We start from the raw sequence: 20,788 nt of genomic DNA on the forward strand, positions 1-20,788 counted from the left end.
TTCTTTGTGGTTACGGGCAGACGAACCAGATGTATTCACGATCGCTCAAACTTTTTCAGAACGAAGCAATCTATGACGATTTCCAGCAAGTCATCCGAACAGTCCGCAATCTCGCGCCTCATTAAAGACCCAGCGATTCCCGATGGCTGGGAAGGAATCGTCGATCGCGAAAATTCGCTTTCGTGGTCGCGGCATCAAGACACGAACGAGCGAGCGCATGAATTGCTGCGGCAATACATCTACATCGAGATGGCGGCTACCGACCTTGTGCTGGACGAAGTCGCAAAGTCGCGAGTTGAACTTCCCGAAGGCGTGCTCGCGAACTTGGAAGAAAAGAATCGCTTGCTCTCGCAACTGCGAGCCCCTATCGACAGCCGTATTGAAGGTTTTCTCTCGCGTCATTTTGAAGATCTTAAGCTTGAATCACCACTACGCTTGCCCGATCAGACGTTTGTACTAGATAGACACGGGGTTGCGCGGGAGCTGGCGATCCCCTCGGACGGTTCGATGGTGTCAAACGAGTATGTCAAGTCGTATCGCTTGGCCAATGGGATGCTCCACAATCCGGCTGCCGATCGTCGTACTACGGCGGGTACTTTCCATGTAACAGAAGGCGGACTGCCGATTCCGGATGATAAAATTGCAGTACCGAAGGCGGTGTTTGCGGAAATGTTTCGCCGCGCATTTCTGCCACCTGATTCGCTGCTGAAATTGCCGTTTACCGCAGATGCAAAAGATCCAGCGTTAACCTTTGTGTCGTTGCTGGTTCGCCCGCTAGTTTGCCCTCGCGTAGAAGGCTTTTGTCGGCGAAAAACGATGGAAATTAGGTTTTTCGCTCCTGGAGCGTTGGTCGCGAACTTGGATTTCGTGGAGTCGATTTTTGGCAACGCTGGTGATCCACTTGTTCCAGAAAACGATGCAGCGCTGGATGTGCTGCACTGGACTGGTCACACGGGCTGTGTGATCCTAGCTCCGCATTTAACGAAATGCACCAAAAAGGATTTAGGGCTTCCTGCATGGGACGATGCAACTGAAAAACAACGCAAGCAGGGAATGGCGTGGAAAGAGGAATCTGAGCTTTATAACGGCGGACAAGCATTCAAGCTGACTTGCCGAACTAGCGAAGGGGTCATCGTGACGCTGATTGCCGACAATTACTATGGCTACTGCAAGAAGGAAGTGAAGACTCAGATCAGCTTTGCGGCAAACTTGCTTGGCAATGTCGAAGAAGAGCATGCTGGCGGAACGATTGCGTTCCCTTCTCATCACTTGGGGGAAGAATTCCAACTTGACTCACGTCGTTACAATGGGCGAACGTTCGCTGACGTGGCAAGAGACTACGGAGACCATTTCATCGAATTGCACCCGGATGGATATGGCGTTGACAAGAACTGTTCCGATATCGTTTACGTAAACGAGAGCGCTCATTTTAGTCTTGCAAAGCAACGAGTCACCTGGGTGCAAAACGGCTTCGAAAAATCGATTCGCCTTGAGCCGTCGAAGGTTTACATCGCGCCCAGCGGCTACCGCTTAAAAATGGAAAAACATCCATGGGCACCGTCGTGGCGATTAGTGGGAACCAGCGGCGAGGGTACCGTGTGCCACAAGCCTTGTACGGTGAGCGGTGGTGGCAAGAGCGAAATTAGCAAGTCGTTACGCGACTACATGCTAGCAGGCCCGATTTTCGTCGCAAACGTCGACGAAGATTTCGATCTGATCGATAAAATTTTGGCTCGCGACTATACAAATCGATGGAAAGCAGATTCGAAAGAGAAACCTGACTACTCAAAGTCATCTTCACGTAAGGTCTTAGACCCACGGCGATCGCTGGGCAGTGTTATTAAGCTGTTTACACCCTCGCAGGACTACACTGAAGAATATAACAAGTTCTTGGAGTCGATTCCAAGTTATATCTACGCGATGATTTTTGTCATCAAGCGTTTTGCCAAGCCTGATTGGCGCGATTCTTGGCGGAATCATTTTGGCGTCGACGTTGTCAACGGGGCAAGCGGCCACGAGTTAAAGTATGGAAGCCGCAAACTCGTAGGGCTCTATCTTCGCGTCGCATTAGACCAGCAAGGTCGATGGAAGACGTACAAACTGCGACAAGATTTTGCTGCTGCTGATAAGATCCAGTTGGAGGACGACATCACCTCGTCGGTGATTGCGCCGGGGCGGTACTTGCCCAATCTGCCAGCCGTCAAAGATGAACTCAGTTACAAATTTGTAGCCAACTGCGAATATCGGCTGTTTCAAAGGCCGGATGATGCGGTTCATCGCGGTTTCGACAAGCAGACGGAAATCGACATGTCGCGCGGCGGCAACTTTTTCTGCAACTACGAACCGCTGACTAAAAAGAATGTCGAAGATGAATATTCCTCGGTGATGGAGTTTGACAAATATACCGAACCGATGAAGGAACGCTTGAAATCTTTCTTGGATCAAGATGACAAAGAGTATGTTGTCAGCAACGCGCATCCGCGTTTGGTTGATGGCAAGCCGAGCAAGAACCCACGGTACCTTCAAGACCGACCCGATTTGATTAATCCTCGCGATCGATATCTTGCAATGCGAGCGATGCAATTGGCGCGATCAACTCCGGCCAACGCAGCATTGCACATTCCAGTAAGCGCGGTCCTATCGGGGCGTAGGAACAATCCGCCTGACAAAGAAGCTGGGATTCGCTCGTTGGCGGTCTACAATCCCATCCATTACCAGGACTTGCCCGAACTGTTCATGGACTACATTTGTTCTTTGACTGGCAAGAGTCCGTCAACGACCGGTGCGGGTAGTGAAGGGGCGCTTACCAAAGGCCCGTTCAATGCGCTGCTTCCCGTTCATGATTTGAATGCAGCTCTCGTGAGCATGATATTGACAGGTCTTGGCGGCTTTTCTAGTGCCGCTGGTCACATCGGGCCTGAAACAGAGGTTGGACACGACGTAAGTATGCTCGTTCCCGAAATCTGGTGCCGGTTGTTCCCGGAGGAACGCGAACCCCGCTTTATGATTGCCAACGGATTGCTTGAACGGCTCAATGACTTTGAGCATGAGGGGCGAACGATTCATGCATCGCGACTAGGATACCGGATAACTTCGAGGTTTGTTCGACGTTTCTTTGGACGTGTCTTTGACAATCCTAGCAAGGTATTCGACTCGAGAATTTTGAAGCCCGAGGAACAAGACTTCGAAGCATACGTTGATGGAATTGAGCACATCTGTGAAGTCCAAGCGCGCGTAGCCAAGCAGTACTTTGGTGATGGATCGGTTGAATTTGCGATTCCGCCGCTACGTGCTCTTTTAGAAATTATGGCCAAGGGTAGTTATAACGGCAAAGATCAGACATCGCCCGAAGTTGTCGAGCTGTTTGACCGGGAAAAAATGCTCAAAAGTGATTGGTACAAACAGCGTATGTTGACCAAGCAAAAAGTTGACACGCGACTGTGGCAGCGGCACGTTGACTATCTGACCGAGTACTGCAATCGAACGACGCACAAGTCGGTCATCACTCGTCTGCAGTTGGAAAAACGACTTGCTGACGCCGCCGAACGCTTGGAATACTGTCGCAGTGAAACGTATCTTCAGCGGATCGACGGGACGCTGGGTGTTGATCCAACGATCTATCGAGATTAGTCTTTCCCCTTTAATTGTTTGTTTGTCGCGATTGTAAAACGTTCATGGAAATTGTCATCACTGCCGTTGGTCCAGACAATGTTGGGCTGGCGGATCCAATTATCCATGACGTGACAACGCGTGGCGGGAACATTGCCGAAATTCAGATGTACGATCATGACGAACTAGCTGTGTTCGCCATGATGTGCCGCATTCAAATTCGCGATGATCAGCTCGACCCAATCCGCCAGAAAATGGAGTCGATCGGGAAAGCAACCGGCCTCGAGATTCGCGTTTGGTCTCCCGATTCTCGGGTGAATAGGCCACGAGTTGCCATCTGTACGACTTATCTGGAGTCCACACCCAGGGCAATTCTGGAAGCGATTGCTGATGGAACAATCGATGCCGAAGCGACGGTAATGTTAGGCAACCGAAAACGCTGTGAAAAACTAGCAGCAGAGTTCAATGTGCCTTGGGAATATATCGGTTTGGAAGACGGAGCGGCCGATGATCAGAAGATGGTGCAACTTTTTGATAAGTACGATGTCGATTATGTCGTTTTAGCGCGATATATGCGCGTGCTACCGCCAGACACATGTTGGAAGTTTGCTGGTGGTCGGATCATTAACCTTCATCATGGACTCTTGCCGAGTTTTCCTGGGTTGCGTCCGTATCACGATGCTTTCGCGTTTCGTATGCTGACTTTTGGAGCAACATGTCATTTTATTGTGCCGGAGCTGGACGCGGGCAATCAGATTATCAATCAGCGGACCTTTGTGGTTCCACACGGCACTCCTCTCAAAGAAATTATCGACTTTGGTCAGTCTGACAACGAGCCGAAATGCCTGGTCGAAGGCGTACGCCGCGTGGTTGCCCGAGAAGTCCAGCTTCACTTTCACCGAGTTGTGCGTTCAAAGAGTTTGAGCAAGCTCGAAGTCACATCAAGCGGAGAAAAACAGGACTTATGAATGCTTCAAAATTACTAGCACAATCTGCGGTTGGGTTGGCTGTAATTGCGGCGTTTTTACCAAGCGTTTTGGCAGACAATGCGCCGCGAGAACTGACAATCGCAACGTGGAACTTGGAGTGGTTCTTTGATGCGAATCCGAGCGACAATCGCAGCAAGATCGCTAAGGAGCAGGCGCCACCTAACAACGAGGTGTGGATCTGGAAACGCGATGCGATTGCAGCATCAATCAGCAAAATGGCTCCTACGATCCTTGCCGTTCAAGAAGTGGAAAATCGCGATGTTATGCTCGATTTGATCAAGGTGCTGAAAGAGCAACATCAAAAAACTTATCGAGTCGCTTTTATCGATGGCTTCGACCTGGGAACCGAACAAGACGTAGCCATTCTGTATCAGAGCGGGCTTGTAGAATATTCTCGACGCGAACAAAGCAAGGAGATGTTTGACAGCCGCGACTACCATAACCTTTCGAAACACATCATCGGTAAATTCGAGTGGCAGACAAGTGATGGAAAGACGGAGTCGCTGGTAATGTTGAATGTGCACTTTCGAGCGACAGCCGAAGCGGCCAGCTTTCGACGACGCCAAGCCAATCTGGCTCACAAATGGGTGGCGGACTATGTAAAGGCAGGCGAGAATGTGGTTGTCTTGGGCGACATGAACCTAGAGAGTCGTTATGGTACCGAGCTGGAAGAAGACGATGGGATCGATTTTCTTTTAGGCAAGATGACGGCAGATACGACCGATGACCTTAGAGACTTGCACGAATTTGCATCGCCAGAAAAACGTCGCACTCACCTAGTGTTGGAGCGCGAGTTCGACCGGATTTTAGTTTCGCCGTCAATGATCGAAGACGATCCTGCGAAAATCGATATCGTCTTTAAATCGATCGCAGCTCAGCCGCAGTTCACCATTGTCGGCGATGGCCCTGACCTGGACCATTGGGACACGCGTTATACGAAAGAAGTGAACGAACGCGATTTGAGCGATCATTATCCCCTGCTCGCTACGTTCGAATTCAAATGACATTCGAAAAGGCGACATAGGTTTGTCGGGTAAACCGGCAAGACTTGCCCGATTGGGCTAACTTGAGTTAAATTTGCATTCTTGTATGCGGTTGCGAACACGCAAACTGCTTTTTTGTCCCTGATTATCGTTTGAAGTAATTGAGCTATGCCTGCTACAGTTTCGGCTGATCCATATTTTCAAAAGTTGTTTGCCGACCGAATTGGTGGTCTTCAGTATGGAAAAGGAACGGAGATCTACAAGTTCGAGAAGATCAAACGAGCCAAACGCAAGGCACTGGCGGATTATCCGGACCGCTCACTTTTAGATTTTGGCATCGGCGAAAACGATGACATGGCGGCCGAGAACGTTCGTGTTCGGATGAAAGCTGAGATCGATGATGTCGCCAATCGCGGCTATGCCGACAATGGAATTGCCGAATACAAACAAGCAGTTGCACGCTTCATGGAGCGGAATTTCGGCGTTTCGCTCGACCCTGCGTCCGAAGTCAATCATTGTATTGGCAGTAAGACGGCACTCTCGATGCTACCCGCCTGCTTTATCAATCCGGGCGACATAACGATGATGACTGTTCCAGGTTACCCAGTAGCTGGTACGCATACCAAATATTACGGTGGCGAAGTTCATCGACTGCCGTTGCTAGCTGCCAACGATTTCTTCCCAGATTTTGACAGTATTGCACCTGAGGTTTGGAAGCGTACCAAAATGTTGGTGCTCAACTACCCAAACAGTCCGACCGGTAAAACTGCGACGCGAGATTTTTATAGTCGCGTCATCGAGCTCGCGAACAAGCATGAGTTTATCGTCGTGCAAGATGCGGCGCATGCCATGTTGACTTTTGATGGTGAACCGCTCAGCTTTCTTGAAGTAGAAGGTGCAAAGGATGTGGGCGTAGAAGTCCACTCCCTTAGCAAGGGCTTTGACATGATCGGTTGGCGCATTGGTTGGGTATGTGGTAACGAACGCATCGTGGCCGCGTTTTCTGATGTGAAAGACAATTGCGACAGCGGTCAGTTTATGGCGATTCAGAAAGCTGCTGTAACGGCGCTTGATGACGCTTCGATACCGAATCGAATCCGCGAAAAATATCGTCGACGTATGAGCAAGCTGGTGGCGGCACTTAAGGGTGTCGGGTTTCAGTGTCAGATGCCGGGCGGTAGCTACTTCCTGTACACTCCAGCACCTAAAGGAACCAAGAGCGGCTTGACCTTTGCCAACGCTGAAGCAGCTTCTCAGTACTTAATTACAGAGCACTCGATTGTTACAGTGCCCTGGGACGATGCAGGTGCCTTCTTGCGGTTTTCCGTTACATTTGTGGCAAAAGACGAAGCTGCGGAAGATCAGATGATCGAAGAAACCGTTCGCCGCTTGAAGCTGGACCAGTTCGTGTTCTAATAAATCGATCGTACTCGGAGCGGATTCCAAGTACCTGTGCTCTCAACGATTCGCCGCTAACAGGGCGTATTGCAAATCGGATGGTAGTTTAAAATCAATGTCAAGAATCGTCGAACCAGTGATCTGTCTGATCGGCGAAACAGTCGTCGGCGATCCAACTCAGTTCATCATGGAGCGACTTGCGGCTGATTCGCAAATCGAATGGCGATTCGTGACGGCGGAAGTGGCCTCGGATCGACTTGCTGTGGCGGTCAGCGGAATTCGCGCATTAAATTTCGAAGGCATTGCGTTCTTATCGCCCGTTACAACTGAATCAAAGTTGCCTTTCGACAGCGTGGCTGAGTCCGCTTTGGTATCAAATCAGATAACGGCGGCCAGACGCGATGGATTGAACTGGATGGCGGAGAACTTGGATGGTGCAGCGATCGCCATGCATCTGGAGGTTCTACTGGAGCAGTATCCAGATCCAGAAAGTAAAGTCGTAGTCTACGGCGATATGGTGCTTGCCAATCTCTTGCGTCTGGCGATGCCGCAGATTGCAGAACGATTGGTAGCGATAAGTCTCGATCATGATTCGCCAACTTCAGTCGAGAATGGGGGAACCAACGGTGCCGGGACCACTTCTCCCATGATTCAACGAATGTCGCGTCACGAGATCGCCGACTCTCCAGTAAAGATCGCAGTTCTGGTGACATCTGCACCTCTAACGACGTTAGATGTTAGCTTAATACGCCAATGCAAGTTGTCGGAAAACGCAAGTGCAATTGTGCATTTTCGTTCGGAGCAATCGGTCGTTGAGCATAACAAAGAGATGCTTGCTGATTTTAATTGGGTAGAGTCGACGCAAGTATTGGCCGCAACCTATGCCTCCATGTTTCAGTTTTGGACTGGAAGAAACGCGAACCAAGCAATCGTCCGCGATAGCTTGGATGAATACATGCAGTGGTAGCAAAGTGTCTGTGCGATATTATCTTAGACTTATCGATTTCAACCGCAGCGCGTTTGCAATAACGGACACCGAGCTCAAGCTCATTGCGGCGGCCGCGAACATGGGGTTCAAGAGAAGGCCAAAGACCGGATAAAGAACGCCGGCAGCAATCGGAATTCCAACTGCATTGTAGAAGAATGCAAAAAAGAGATTCTGCCTAATGTTACGCATCGTGATACGGCTTAATTTAATCGCATTCACTATTCCCAGCAGATCGCCTTTCACCAGCGTCACACCCGCCGATTCCATGGCGACATCAGTCCCCGTCCCCATTGCGATCCCGACATGGGATTCCGCCAGTGCCGGAGCGTCGTTGACCCCATCGCCAGCCATAACAACATGCTGTCCACGCTGTTTGAGATCTTTGATAAAGGCAAGTTTTTGATCGGGAAGAGTGTTCGCATGAAACTCGTCGATGCCAAGTTCGTCGCTGATAAACTTCGCCGTCTTTTCGTTGTCACCGGTCAACATAATGATCTTAAGATTCATTTCCTTTAGCAGCTTGATTGCCGCAACAGTCGACTTTTTGATTGGATCGGCAATGGCGATCAAGCCTGCAAACCTTTTGTCGACTGCGATATAGACGACGGTTCGACCTTGTTGCTGAAGCTGTTCGGCCTGTAAGACATACTTTGGGTCAATGGTTACCGATTGATCGCTTAGGAAGTTCTTTTGCCCGATTAGGACGCTGCGATTGTCGACTGTTCCGCGGATTCCACGACCTGTTTCGGATTCGAACTTAGACGTTAAACCTAATTTGACGGAGCGATCTCTGGCAGCTTGTAAAATTGCAGCACCGATTGGATGTTCACTACTGCGTTCGAGGCTCGCAGCAAACTGAAGCACGTCTGTTTCAGAAAATCCTTCTGCGGCGATACAATCAACCAAGCGCGGTTTACCTTCAGTCAGGGTCCCCGTTTTATCGACGACGACCGTGTCTGTTTTCTCTAAGGACTCTAATGATTCGGCATCGCGAATCAGTATTCCTTCTTTCGCTCCTCGCCCAATACCAACCATGATTGACATCGGAGTTGCTAACCCAAGTGCACAGGGGCAAGCGATGATCAGGACGGCAATAGCATTGACCAAGGCAAATACGAGGGCTGGTTGCCGAGGCTGGAAAATTGCCCACGCCAGGAATGTTAAAATGGAAACGGTAACAACAATTGGAACGAAATAGCCCGCGACTGAATCAGCAATGCGTTGGATCGGAGCCCTGCTGCGTTGCGCTTGAGCGACCATGTTGACGATCTGCGATAACACAGTATCGTCGCCAACTTTAACTGCTTTCATCAAGAACGAACCTGATTGATTCACAGTTCCACCGATGACTTCATCTCCCAGCGTTTTTTGAACTGGGCTAGATTCACCGGTCAACATCGATTCATCAAGCGTACTTTGCCCTTCAGTGATTGTCCCGTCGACGGGGACTTTACTGCCTGGTCGTACTCGCAGGACATCGCCTTCCTGGACATTTTCAACAAGCACTTCTTTTTCGGCACCCTCGCGAACGAGTATGGCGGTGGGGGGAGTCAGCGATAATAGCTCATGAAGAGCACCATTTGTTTTCTGACGTGCGCGAAGCTCTAGGACTTGCCCCAAAAGCACGAGTGTAATGATGACGGCAGCCGCTTCGAAGTAGAGCGGTGCATGCCCGCCTGTTTTTAAATCGTTTGGTAAAAGCTGCGGAGCAAGCACTGCCAAAAGGCTGAAAAAATACGCAGCGCCAGTGCCCAAAGCAATGAGCGTGAACATGTTAAGGTTCCACGTTCTAATCGATTGGAATCCGCGCACGAAGAACGACCAACCGGCCCAGAACACAACGATGGATGCAATCACAAGCTGTACCCATTGCGCAGCACGATGGCCTAGCCAGTCGTCGATCGGCACGCCAATCATTGGTAGCATCGCCAGCAGGAAAACCGGCACCGTCAGTGCAAAAGCGATCCAGAACCGGAGTGTCATGCTCGTGAGCTCTTTTTTGTCAGGCTCATTCGGTTTTAGCTGTACCGCTTCCAGTTGCATGCCGCATTTGGGGCAATCGCCGGGGGACGATTCGCGAACTTCCGGATGCATCGGGCAGCGAAATTCGACTTTGTTGCGAGCTAACACGGGCTGCGATGGCTCAAGTGCCATACCGCATTTTGGACAATCGGCTGGCACATCGCTCTCAACGCCTTCGCACATTGGGCAAATATACTTTGCTTCACTGCTGGTTGCGCGTTTTCGCATTCCCGCTCCGCCGATGGCGTGCAATTGTGCGCCACCGCAACAACTGCTCGATTCCTCTTTAGAGCCGCCATTTAGAAATTTAGTCCGGCAACTCTCGCAACAAAAGAAGTATGTCTTTCCGTCGCGTTCCGCCCGAATTTTTGTTGATTCGTCTACGCTCATCCCGCAGATCGGATCAATATGTTTAGCCATTGTTAAGAACCAATGAATGGTAGAGATAAATGCCTAACGCGTAACTGCGTCAGCGATGTTTTGAATCAGCAAGTACCGCTGATCCGCTTCAAGATTTTCATAGGTTTGAGTTTGGCCGTCGGGCCAGCGGACCGAAACGACGTCTACTCTTTGATGGTTACCGATGCCAAGGTCTAGCAACGATTCATTGGAACACTGAAATCCGTTTCCTTTTACCACGCCCAATGTCCATTTGTCATCACCCGCTTGGACAGAAAGCACAGCACCCGTCGCATCGCGATCCGATTTTGTTCCGACTAGCTCAAATTGTATCGCACGATTCTTGGTTATGCTTTGGTTTTCCAGCAGCGCTGTTTCACGGTCTAGGTGCGTCGCGATCATATCGATCTTCATGTCTCTGTTCCAATCGATTGTCGCAAGAACGCGAGCAACCGCAGCGGTATTAAAATATTCACCTGCGGATGCTGTCGGGAAATCAACAAAGCCTCGTTGCGTGCCCCGAAGCAGTTCCGGCTTCATCTGAAAAGGTTTGCCTTCGGAGCGAAAGTCATCGACATGGCCGTTCAAGACCATCAGATCCAATTGGCCATCGCGGTCAAAATCAACCGCTTGTGTACCAAAGCCTAAAGTCTGCTTGCTTGTTTTTGCAAGCGAGAAAAGCGCAGTCGAATCGGTGAACATGCCGCCGCGCTGGCCGCGATAAAGTACGTTGAACTCGTCGTAGAAGTTCGTCACAAAAATATCGAACATACCATCCCGGTCCATGTCGCCCGCCGCAAGTCCCATCGACGCCTGAGCTCGGCCCTGCCCGTCCAGTGCCAGACCTCGCATCGCTGCTTGCTCTGATAAACGAAACGGCCCCTGCACCGAGTTTGATGCAGTGCCTGCAGGATCTTGTTCAACTGGGACGCTCATCAAATAGTGATTGGCGTTCATGTCATTGGCGATATAGACGTCATTGCCGGCTTTTTGATCAAGGTTGCCAACAATTAACCCCAAGCCTCGACCGCCCGAGAGTGGCAAATTCCAAGCTTCATTAATAGGGAGAAAGTCATGCGCGTCGCTATTTAGCAAGATGCGATCATCGGCTGACGCGAACTCAGTGGGCGCGCAAGCTCGAACATGCCCGTCGTCCGAACCGCAAAGTCTTTCGAGCACTTCGCGCGTGTTCGCATAATTTACTTCGATCAAATCGGGCAAGCCGTCACCATTGACGTCAGCCATCGCAACCGAAATTGTCATCGCATCGTTTTTGTCTTGCAATGTCGGCACATCGACTCTTTCGAAAGTGCCATCGCCTTGGTTATGCCATAAAGTATTGCTTCCGATATTGGCGACAAAGATATCCGGAAACCCGTCGCCATCGTAGTCTCCGACAGCGACTCCTTGTCCCCATTGGTCGTTATCGATTTTTGCTTGCGCGTGAACGTCCGAAGCGATGCCAGCAATATTTTGGTAAAGGGCGTTGGTGCGGCTCGGTTCTGGGGTGAGTGGTTTGCCTGCTGCCTGAGGCAAGTAGATGTCCGGCCATCCGTCCAAATTAAAATCGATTACGCCGATACCGCTTCCGTTCGTTTGGTACAAGTTGAAGCCACCGTTATAAAGCGGCCCCATGTCATAACGAAATGTTACGCCGATTGCTTGGCCGATTTCAGCAAAGGTCACAACTGACTCGCTGGCAAGATCCGTTCTCGGGTCAGCGTACGTCGCGTTGGAACCAGCAAGTGGTGGAAGTGACGTTTCCAGCCATGGCTCGAGCGCCGGCCAGGTCCGGCCCAACTCTACTTGCTCTTTGGCAATAATGTTCGAAAGTTCCTGCATTTTTGCAGCTGTTTCGGGGGGCGGTTCTTGTCCTTTAAGTGCAATCGCCAACCAAAACAACGCTTCGTGATTGCGTCCAAAGTATTGAAGATCTTCGGCAATCAGTTTCATGGATTCAACGTCGTCCATATTTCGCGCTAGTAATTTGAGTCGTTCTCGCATGAGCGCAGACCTAGCCAATCGTTCCGCCGTTTGACGCGCGGCTTCAGACTCTCCCGTCGCGGTAAAGATACGAGCCAGAGCGTTCAATGCTTCAGGTTCAACTGCGTTAATTTGGACGGCGTTGGTGTACGCTCCCAAAGCGGCTTCGAAGTTTTCGATCGATTCGTAGAAAGCGCCTGCGGCTAACCATGCGTTAGGTGATCGCCATGCATCCCGAGGGAATTGAGCAAAAAGAGCTTCCAGCTTTTTCCAATCACCAGTTCTGGCGTAGCATAGCGCGAGGTTTGAATAAGCCGATGCCGGTGCGTCAGGGCTCGCGGTAACTTTCCCAAATTCGACAATCGCAGTCTCATAATCCTGCATGAAGAGCGAATAATTTGCCAAAGTCAGTATTGGAAGGACGGCGGTTGGGTTCTTTTCGAGAGCGGCTTGTGCGATGATCCGTGTGTCAAACGGTTCCGATGGATCTAGCATCGCTAAGAGTTGAACGCGGTCAACCAAGCCTTCGGCAAGCAGTCGCTCGATCTGTTTGTTTGCCTCGTATCTGCGACCCTGCAAATTCAAAAGTTGTATGAGCGCGCGACGAGCGATTTGATCCTTCGCGTTTTTTTCCAGCAGCGCGTCGAGCAGGACTTCGGCTTCCTTCCAGCGTCCTTCTTCCGTCAACCAAGTCGCTAGCTCTTGGCGCGATTTGACTCCCAGTTGTACATGTTCAGCGGGGATGGATTCGAGCGTCGAGATGGCGCCGGACGTATCGCCTCGGCTCTTCAGTATATGTGCAACAACATACAGCGCTTGAGGGTCGGCTGGGTTCGACAATAAGACTTGCGACGCTTCCTCAAATGCTTGATCGAGTTCGCCGCGTTGCATCAAATTCATAGCCCAAACAGCGTTCGGTTTTTTCGCTGTTGAGAGGTTCCCCTTCTCTGGTTGTTTTGCCTCCTTCCCGGCTTTTGATGGAGCGGGAGTGCAACTGGGCAATGTTGTCAGCAGCAGGACGGCTGTCAGAGCCATCCAAGGTCGAGTGCCAGAGGGGACAAGGCTATTGGTGGTTCGACGATCAAAGGAAAGCACGATCAATAGCTCGGTTAAGGTCCAGCTGAATAATCTGAATAATCAGCCATTATAAAAATAGAGATTAGAGCTCTGTTCGCAGGCAGTGCATATTGGCCATCGAAATTCCGCTGACGATCGCGCCAATGATGCCAACAAAACCTTGGTCGGTCCCGCATAAGAACAAATTCTTAAGGTGAGTCGTACCATCTAATTGCTTTTTGGGCGCACCGTAAACCGCTCCGTTGTCGTGCGAGGTAAATCTCCGAATCGTTTTTGGTGTAAAAACATCGGTGTCTACAACGTATCGACGAAAGTCAGGCATGAATTGCACAGCCGCGGCCACGCTTTCATCGTACCACCGAAGTTTCGCACGGCGGTAGTCATCCTCCGAAAGGTGCATCCATTGGTTGTGGTCTGCAATGGTCGTCAATCTAATAAAACCCTCCGATTCCCCAGGCTTGGCTTCCGTATAAGCATAGTTGTTAGGAGAACATATTACGCCAGTGCGAATGTCGCACAATTGCTGGTTGGGCTTTTGCCAGTGGAAGGTTGGCGAGTCGTTGTAAAAGACGATTGTTTCATCAAATCCGATGGCCTTTGGTTGTCGATCAAGAACCGAAATCGATTCGATAAACGACATTTCACCAGCGCTGGCCGTCACCGCTTCACTGCTGTCATCACACATCCGAAGTGTTTCTACGATTCCAGCACTGGATAGAATGTTCTTGGCGGTAAGTGTACGGCCATCTTCGAGTTCTACTGCGACGGCACGTTCGTTATCAACGTGGATCTTTGCAACGCCGCTACGTAGCTTGAGCTGGCCGCCTAGCGAACGGAAACGCCGGACGAGATGTTTCAAGATCAAGCGGACTCCACCCACGGGTCTTGCAAAACCTTCCATGAAGATGCTTCGAAACATAATACAGAATTGTCCGAAATCCATGTCGTTTTCGCGAGCGTTGCCGTACCACATCAGCGGGCACAAAAGCATTTCTATCAGCAATGGCTCGTCGAAAATCTCATTCAAAATCTCCCGCGTCGACAGTTCAAAATCTTCTTGACGAAGATCGTCGTAGTCGATCAGTCTTTGCAACAGCGTTTCAAAGCGATCAGTCTGCGATGGGAACTTACTCGCGACCTCACTGCGCAGGAAATCGATGTCATTGTTAAACCGCAGTTGGACTCCGGGAAATCGAACGGCGGAACCGCTTTGAGGGGCCAAGTCGAAATCTTCATACCGCATTCGTAACTGCTTGAGCAATCGCGAGAGTGGCCCCTTCTTCGTGCCTTTGGGGGTATAGTTTGTTAGGGCATGAAGTCCAACATCATAGTTGCGACCGTTCATGCGATAAAACGAATTCAATCCGCCAATCGTCCAGTGCCGTTCCAAGATACAGACACGCTGATCGTAGTAGGCCAACCGTATACCGGCCGCCAGCCCCGACATGCCAGCTCCGATGATGATCGTGTCATACTCTTCCACGCCATCGACGTGGACTGGAGCCGTCGTCGTTTGTTCGTCGATTGTTGCGGTAGGTTCAGCGGTAATGTCTTCAAAATCTGTCGTCATCATCGCCTCATTCTATCCGACATTTCCCGAAACCTAAATCCGTTCTTTGGCAGCTTTTGCCGTGGGTTTCGCGGCGGCGAGCTCCGGCATCGAGTATTTACGCCCCGTAATCTGGAAAAGTTGACGCATATTAATGGCGTCCCAGTCTTCTCCTTGGTCGTTCGTCCCTTTAGCGGTTTCAAGAATCATAGGCAGCGGCGCAAAAATCGGCTGGTGAATGAACCGTGTCAGGCCGTCCACGCCAATAGTTCCGCTGCCCAGATGCTCGTGCCGATCCACTCGAGAGCCGGCTTCCTTCTTTGAATCGTTCATGTGGATGACAGCAACGCGAGGGGCCAGATCGAAATCAGTCAACTCTTGAACAAGTTTATCGAGGCCATCAGTGGTCGACAGGTCATATCCGGCTGCATGGGCGTGGCACGTGTCGATGCAAGCTCCCAAGCGTTTCTCTTTGCGAAATTTTGACAGGACGAAAGCTAACTGCGACATGTTCCAACCTAGTGTTGAGCCTTGTCCTGCGGTGTTCTCGAGCAGCAGAGAAGTCTTCATCGGTTTGCACATGTCAAAAATCTTTTCCACAGCCCGGACGATGCGTTCAAGTCCAGCTTGCTCGTTGCTGTCGACGTAAGCCCCAGGATGGACGACCACTCCCGTCAGCTGCAGCGCATCCGCGCGCTCAAGCTCGATGACTAACGCATCAATCGACTTAAGCCACAGTTCTTCGTTGGGAGTCGCTAAATTTATCAAATAGGATGCGTGACTGCAGACGTCGTCTATAGCTGCTGCGGCTCGCGAGGCGGCGAACTGAGCGATAGTTTTTTCGTCTAACGGTTTGCACTTCCACTGACTTGCGTTCTTCGTAAAAACCTGGCACGCGTTCATTGAAAGGTTATGAGCTCCGTCAATTGCCAAGTGCATTCCACCGGCGACACTCATATGCGAACCGAACTTCCAAGTCATAATGTTTTGCTTTAAGGTTTAAGGCTGTGCGTTTTAACGAGAAGACGAAACAGATTTGCCAGGATCCGCAAAGATCGTCGCAGTTTTCCTAGGACCTGAAAATCGTGTTACAATCGAATCCGATCATTTTCAGGTCTACAAGCCGTCCGAATTCCAAACGTATTGAACGAAAGTTTACATGAGCAGCCTGGTTGCGAAAGACTTGCGGAAAACTTATCCGACGCCAGACGGTGAACTGGTGATATTTGATAAGTTGTCAGTAGAACTCGCCGAAGCTGAAGCATTGGCAGTGGTGGGGCCCAGCGGTTGTGGCAAATCGACGTTGCTGCACTGTTTAGGCACGCTTGATCCGCCGACGTCTGGAACCCTCGTCATTGATGGCATCGAACCGTACGAATTGAGCGCCACGAAACTTGCTGCTTTTCGCAACGAGCGAATTGGATTTGTCTTTCAAGATCACTATCTCTTGCCTCAGTTGACTGCGATTCAAAACGTGCTGGTGCCGGTTCTGGCTCAGGGTGCCGTTACGGAATCGATCGGTAATCGTGCCGAAAGGTTGCTTGAGAAAGTCGGTCTCGCGCAACGTGCAGGGCATTTGCCTAGCCAGTTAAGCGGCGGTGAAAAGGCGCGAGTCGCCATCGCAAGGGCTCTGATTTTGAACCCCAAAATCGTATTGGCTGACGAGCCAACTGGCAGTTTGGACCCGGCCAGCGCCGACGTGATCGCCAATTTGCTGTTGGACTTGCAAAAGCAGGAACAAGTTTCGTTGGTAGTCGTAACGCATAGTATGGAACTGGCCAACCGCCTGCCCCGCATGTTGAAGCTGAGCTAGATTGACGGCGTGCCAAGCTCGGAGAATTAGATTTTTCCGCTCGCGTAGGCTCATGATCGCGTTGCCGTCTTCAAGCTGCATCCGCGGTGATGTAGGAAGCTTGTTTTGCATGCAACGGGCATTCACAACTGGCAGGGACTGAATAAACGTGCATCTTGGTCGCCGAACCGTTATAGTTGAATAGATTCCCTCGCCTCGATTTTCTGTTTCAACTGCTGACCGCTGTTTGCCCGCCTATGTTTAATGCGATAAACAAAGCTGCCCTGCTGTTCTGCTGCGTCCTAGCTCTAACCTCCGATCGATCGCTGGCAGCCGATTTCGCCGAGGTTGAAGCCATGTTCTATAAGGGGGACTATGCGGCATGCGAGGCTGCTTGCCAGGAAGAAGTCGACCGTAAAACCTGGAACCCTCAGTGGACGCGGCAACTGATCAAGTGCCAGTTGGAAACGGGGAAGTACGCTGAGGCATTGCGTGTTTACGAGACTGGCTTAGAGCGATTTGCGGAAGATCTTCGGCTACGCTTGATCGGCGTCGACGTTTACCGGATGAACAATCGGACGATCGATGCAAGAAAACAACTTTCTGCAATAACTGAATCGGTGCAGCGAACACCGTGGAAGTACAGTGGCCGAGACGACCTTGTGCCTCTTGGACGATTGCTTGTTACGCAGGGCGAAGATCCGCGTCAAATTTTGGAACTTTGCTACGACAAAGCCCTCAAGTTCAACAGCAACAACGTAGAAGCTCTGCAAGCCAGCGCCGAACTTGCCCTAGCCAAATCCGACTTTGCAGTGGCCGCCGAAGCGACTGCGAAAGCCATGGAGGCATCGCCGAACGACCCCATGCAAGCGTACTTGGACGCCAAGGCTTGGGAAGAAAGCGATGGCGAGCGTGCGACGGCATCGCTCAAGAAAGCGTTGCAGCTTAACCCAAAACATGCTTTATCATTGTTGATGTCGGCAGAAAATGATATCGACGCTGAACAGCTCGACGAAGCGGAATCGACAATTGAGCAGGTGCTGGAGATTAACCCCAAGCTGCCAGTGGCTTGGGCGCTTCGGGCTGTTATTGCGCATTTGCGGGGAGATTATGGCCAGGAAGGTGAATGGCGGCGGAAAGCGCTCGAGCCGTGGAAATTAAACCCACAAGTTGACTTTGTGATCGGTGAAAAGCTGTCGCGGCACTATCGTTTTGAAGATGCTGTCGTGTCGCAACGCCGCGCCCTCATGATGGACGCCTCGTATCAACCTGCGTTGTTTGCACTTGGTCAAGACCTGCTGCGTTTGGGGCAGACGGAAGAAGGTTGGCAAATTCTTTCGGCTGTTCGCGCTCAAGATCAATACAACGTCGTCGCATTCAACTTATCTAAACTCAAGGAAGAGCTCGAGAAGTTCACTACGCTCGAAGCGCCGGGGTTTGTGATTCGTATGGACGCTCGTGAAGCCAAGGTGTACGGCAATGCTGTAGTTGACTTGTTAAGCAGAGCGAGAGATACGTTAGTCAAGAAGTACGAAGCTGAATTGACTGAACCTGTATACGTTGAAATCTTTCCGCGGCAGCAAGATTTTGCCATCCGAACATTTGGGCTTCCCGGTGGTGCGGGCTATCTGGGCGTCTGTTTTGGCCAGCTAATCACAGCGAATTCGCCGGTTTCCGGGGGCGAAACACCAACGAATTGGGAATCGGTTTTGTGGCATGAATACTGCCACGTGGTGACGCTTCAAAAGTCCAAAAACAGAATGCCGCGATGGCTGAGCGAAGGGATCTCGGTCTACGAAGAGCGTAAAGAGAATCCTACTTGGGGCCAGCCAATGGATCGGCATTACCGAGAAATGGTGCTGAGCGACGACTTTACGCCATTGAGCGATCTAAGCAGTGCGTTCTTGCGTCCGAAATCTCCGATGCATCTGCAGTTCGCTTATTTTGAGTCGTCGTTGGCCGTAGAATTCTTGATTGAGAACTATGGACTTGAAGCGATGCTACGGGTGCTCGACGACTTAGGTAACGGGCTCCCAATCAACGCGACGCTAGAAAGATTGACTGGTTCACTCAAGCTGCTGGACGATCAATTTGCTGCCTTTGCCAAAAGTGCAGCCGAAGCATACGCGCCCGACGCGGATTGGACGCCGTTGGTTCCCAAGGATGCGCCTGCTGAAGAAGTTGCAGCCGAGGTACCAGAGGCATTCCGCCAGCAACGGGCAACTGTTTCAGCCGAACAGCTTGATCAGTTCCTCACCGATCATCCCAAAAGCGCACTAGCGCTGCGGGCAAAGGCACAAATCGTAATGCAGCGCAAGAATTATGAGAGCGCGATCGAGCACCTCAAAGAGCTCAAGAAACTCGAACCGCTTGATGCCGGCAACAACGGCGTTTATGCGATGTTAGCGGTTTGCTACCGTAACACAGAGGATCCCGCGAGCGAGTATGAGGCCCTTACCGCACTTGCCGAAATCTGTCCCAATCCGGTCAGTGCGCTGGAGCGGCTAATTGAGATCGATACGCAACGAGAGAATTGGTCGCAAGTCAAACTTTGGGGCGACCGCTATCTGGCCGTTCAGCCGATGCGGACTTTGCCTCATCGTGCACGGATCGAGGCCGTCGAGAAACAAGACGAAAATACGACGGCGGTTGATTCGCTGCTTGCCTTGCTGGAGATCGACCCCATCGACCCAGCCGAACTTCATTTCAAGATTGGTACGGCATTGGCAGCGGCTGAGCCAGAGAGTGCCAAGCGACATTTACTTCAGAGTCTTGAGCGAGCGCCGCGATACTTAGCTGCTTTGCAACGGTTACATGAACTAGGCTCTGCCTCTGCGGATCCGGGTTTGGCGGTCGAAAATGAGACAGAAAAGTAGGCCTCCACGAAAAAACTCGCGACATGCAATCTGCTAAACTGGGGCCATGACGGCATATGCAGTCAATAAACGGCCCAAGTGAATGGATCGAAGGTTGGTCGTTGTTTCTAACGTGTCGAAGACGATTTGATAGGAATTCATGAGCAAGCGCAGCCGAATTATTATCGCAATTTTGATGGTCGCCACCAGCGTCACAGCCTTTGCGCAATGGGAAGGCGGGGGGCGTCGCCGCGGCGGCGGACGGGGTTATTTGGATACTTCCAGCCGCAATGGCGTACCAGACTGGGAAGTCGATCCAGGTTTTAAAACCGATCTTTTTACGTTTGCACGAGTTCGCTACGAGTCTGATCGATATCGCGGCGGTGGCGGACGTGGCGGGTGGGCCACCGACTATCGCGACAGCGACCTTAACTTCTCACTTCGGCTGCAACAGCTTACTACTCTGAAGGTGAATCCCGAGCCGGTAATCGTGGATCTTGATATGCCGGACCTTTTCAACTACCCGTTTCTCTACATGATTGAGCCGGGAAGTTTGTTCTTTCGCGAATCGGAAGTTGCTGCTCTACGACGTTATTTCCTAAACGGCGGCTTTATGATGGTCGACGATTTTTGGGGCGACGAAGAGTACGACAACTTCGAGCGAGAGATCAAACGAGTCTTTCCCGACCGACCGATTACTGAAGTCCCACTGGAACATGAGATCTTTCACTGCGTGTATGATTTAAAAGAGAAACCTCAGATCCCTGCCGTTGGAATCGCGGAAATGTATCGCGGTACCAATGTTACATGGGAAGAGCGATGGGGCTCGGATACATCGAAAGCCAATTATCGAGCGATCAGTGACGACGATGGTCGCATTATGGTCTTTATTTGCCATAACACCGATTTGGGTGATGGATGGGAACAAGAAGCTGCCAATCCATGGTACTTCGAAGAATTTTCGGTCAAAAAAGCGTATCCCATGGGTATCAACATAGTCGTTTATGCAATGACCCATTAGGCAGTGTTTTATTTTGTTAGGTCCATGGCTTGGCAAGTCCGGCTTCGTTGACGATTTCATTTAAAAGATAGAAAGAATGCTGTGAGCGTAACGTTAGGCAACTTAGAAGAACAAGCTGAATTG

General features: G+C 50.9%; 12 protein-coding genes. 8 read left to right on the forward strand and 4 right to left on the reverse strand.

Features of this window, described 5'->3' with window-relative positions; genetic code table 11:
- The first annotated feature begins 72 nt into the window (after nucleotides 1-72).
- The 5 genes from SH451x_RS06025 to SH451x_RS06045 all read left to right on the forward strand — a co-directional run bounded on the left by SH451x_RS06025 (nucleotide 73) and on the right by SH451x_RS06045 (nucleotide 7,946).
- Nucleotides 73-3,630, forward strand: coding sequence for a PPi-type phosphoenolpyruvate carboxykinase family protein (locus SH451x_RS06025; protein WP_479361543.1), 3,558 nt, complete (start codon nucleotides 73-75; stop codon nucleotides 3,628-3,630).
- Nucleotides 3,631-3,674: 44 nt separating this feature from the next.
- Nucleotides 3,675-4,577 (forward strand): formyltetrahydrofolate deformylase, encoded by a 903-nt coding sequence (locus SH451x_RS06030; protein WP_479361544.1) that lies wholly within the window; start codon nucleotides 3,675-3,677, stop codon nucleotides 4,575-4,577.
- Nucleotides 4,574-5,602: an endonuclease/exonuclease/phosphatase family protein gene (locus tag SH451x_RS06035; protein WP_479361545.1), complete on the forward strand. Its 1,029-nt coding sequence runs from the start codon at nucleotides 4,574-4,576 to the stop codon at nucleotides 5,600-5,602. The genes SH451x_RS06030 and SH451x_RS06035 overlap by 4 nt, the downstream gene beginning before the upstream one ends.
- Nucleotides 5,603-5,749: 147 nt before the next feature.
- Entirely contained in the window at nucleotides 5,750-6,997 is a 1,248-nt protein-coding gene (locus SH451x_RS06040; protein WP_479361546.1) for an LL-diaminopimelate aminotransferase, read from the forward strand.
- A 97-nt stretch (nucleotides 6,998-7,094) separates the two neighbouring features.
- On the forward strand, nucleotides 7,095-7,946 hold the full coding sequence (locus SH451x_RS06045) for a hypothetical protein (RefSeq protein ID WP_479361547.1): 852 nt from the start codon (nucleotides 7,095-7,097) through the stop codon (nucleotides 7,944-7,946).
- Nucleotides 7,947-7,964: 18 nt separating this feature from the next.
- Here SH451x_RS06045 and SH451x_RS06050 read toward each other — a convergent pair whose 3' ends face one another.
- The 4 genes from SH451x_RS06050 to SH451x_RS06065 form a co-directional block, all read right to left on the reverse strand.
- A complete protein-coding gene (locus SH451x_RS06050) occupies nucleotides 7,965-10,409 on the reverse strand; it encodes a heavy metal translocating P-type ATPase (RefSeq protein WP_479361548.1) in 2,445 nt (814 codons plus the stop codon).
- 33 nt (nucleotides 10,410-10,442) lie between these two features.
- Nucleotides 10,443-13,466 (reverse strand): CRTAC1 family protein, encoded by a 3,024-nt coding sequence (locus SH451x_RS06055; RefSeq protein ID WP_479361549.1) that lies wholly within the window; start codon nucleotides 13,464-13,466, stop codon nucleotides 10,443-10,445.
- 64 nt (nucleotides 13,467-13,530) lie between these two features.
- On the reverse strand, nucleotides 13,531-15,021 hold the full coding sequence (locus SH451x_RS06060; RefSeq protein WP_479361550.1) for a phytoene desaturase family protein: 1,491 nt from the start codon (nucleotides 15,019-15,021) through the stop codon (nucleotides 13,531-13,533).
- Between the two features lie 30 nt (nucleotides 15,022-15,051).
- Nucleotides 15,052-15,978 carry a deoxyribonuclease IV gene (locus SH451x_RS06065; protein WP_479361551.1) on the reverse strand — a complete coding sequence of 309 codons (927 nt, stop codon included), beginning with the start codon at nucleotides 15,976-15,978 and terminating at the stop codon, nucleotides 15,052-15,054.
- 178 nt (nucleotides 15,979-16,156) lie between these two features.
- On the opposite strand from SH451x_RS06065, the gene SH451x_RS06070 reads away from it, so the two are divergent.
- The 3 genes from SH451x_RS06070 to SH451x_RS06080 all read left to right on the forward strand — a co-directional run bounded on the left by SH451x_RS06070 (nucleotide 16,157) and on the right by SH451x_RS06080 (nucleotide 20,665).
- Nucleotides 16,157-16,810 carry an ABC transporter ATP-binding protein gene (locus SH451x_RS06070; protein ID WP_479361552.1) on the forward strand — a complete coding sequence of 218 codons (654 nt, stop codon included), beginning with the start codon at nucleotides 16,157-16,159 and terminating at the stop codon, nucleotides 16,808-16,810.
- 236 nt (nucleotides 16,811-17,046) lie between these two features.
- Complete coding sequence (locus tag SH451x_RS06075) at nucleotides 17,047-19,665, forward strand: tetratricopeptide repeat protein (protein ID WP_479361553.1); 2,619 nt, start codon at nucleotides 17,047-17,049, stop codon at nucleotides 19,663-19,665.
- A 139-nt stretch (nucleotides 19,666-19,804) separates the two neighbouring features.
- On the forward strand, nucleotides 19,805-20,665 hold the full coding sequence (locus SH451x_RS06080) for a DUF4159 domain-containing protein (protein ID WP_479361554.1): 861 nt from the start codon (nucleotides 19,805-19,807) through the stop codon (nucleotides 20,663-20,665).
- Nucleotides 20,666-20,788: the final 123 nt, after the last annotated feature.

The sequence above is a fragment of the Njordella aestuarii genome (genome assembly GCF_056494165.1).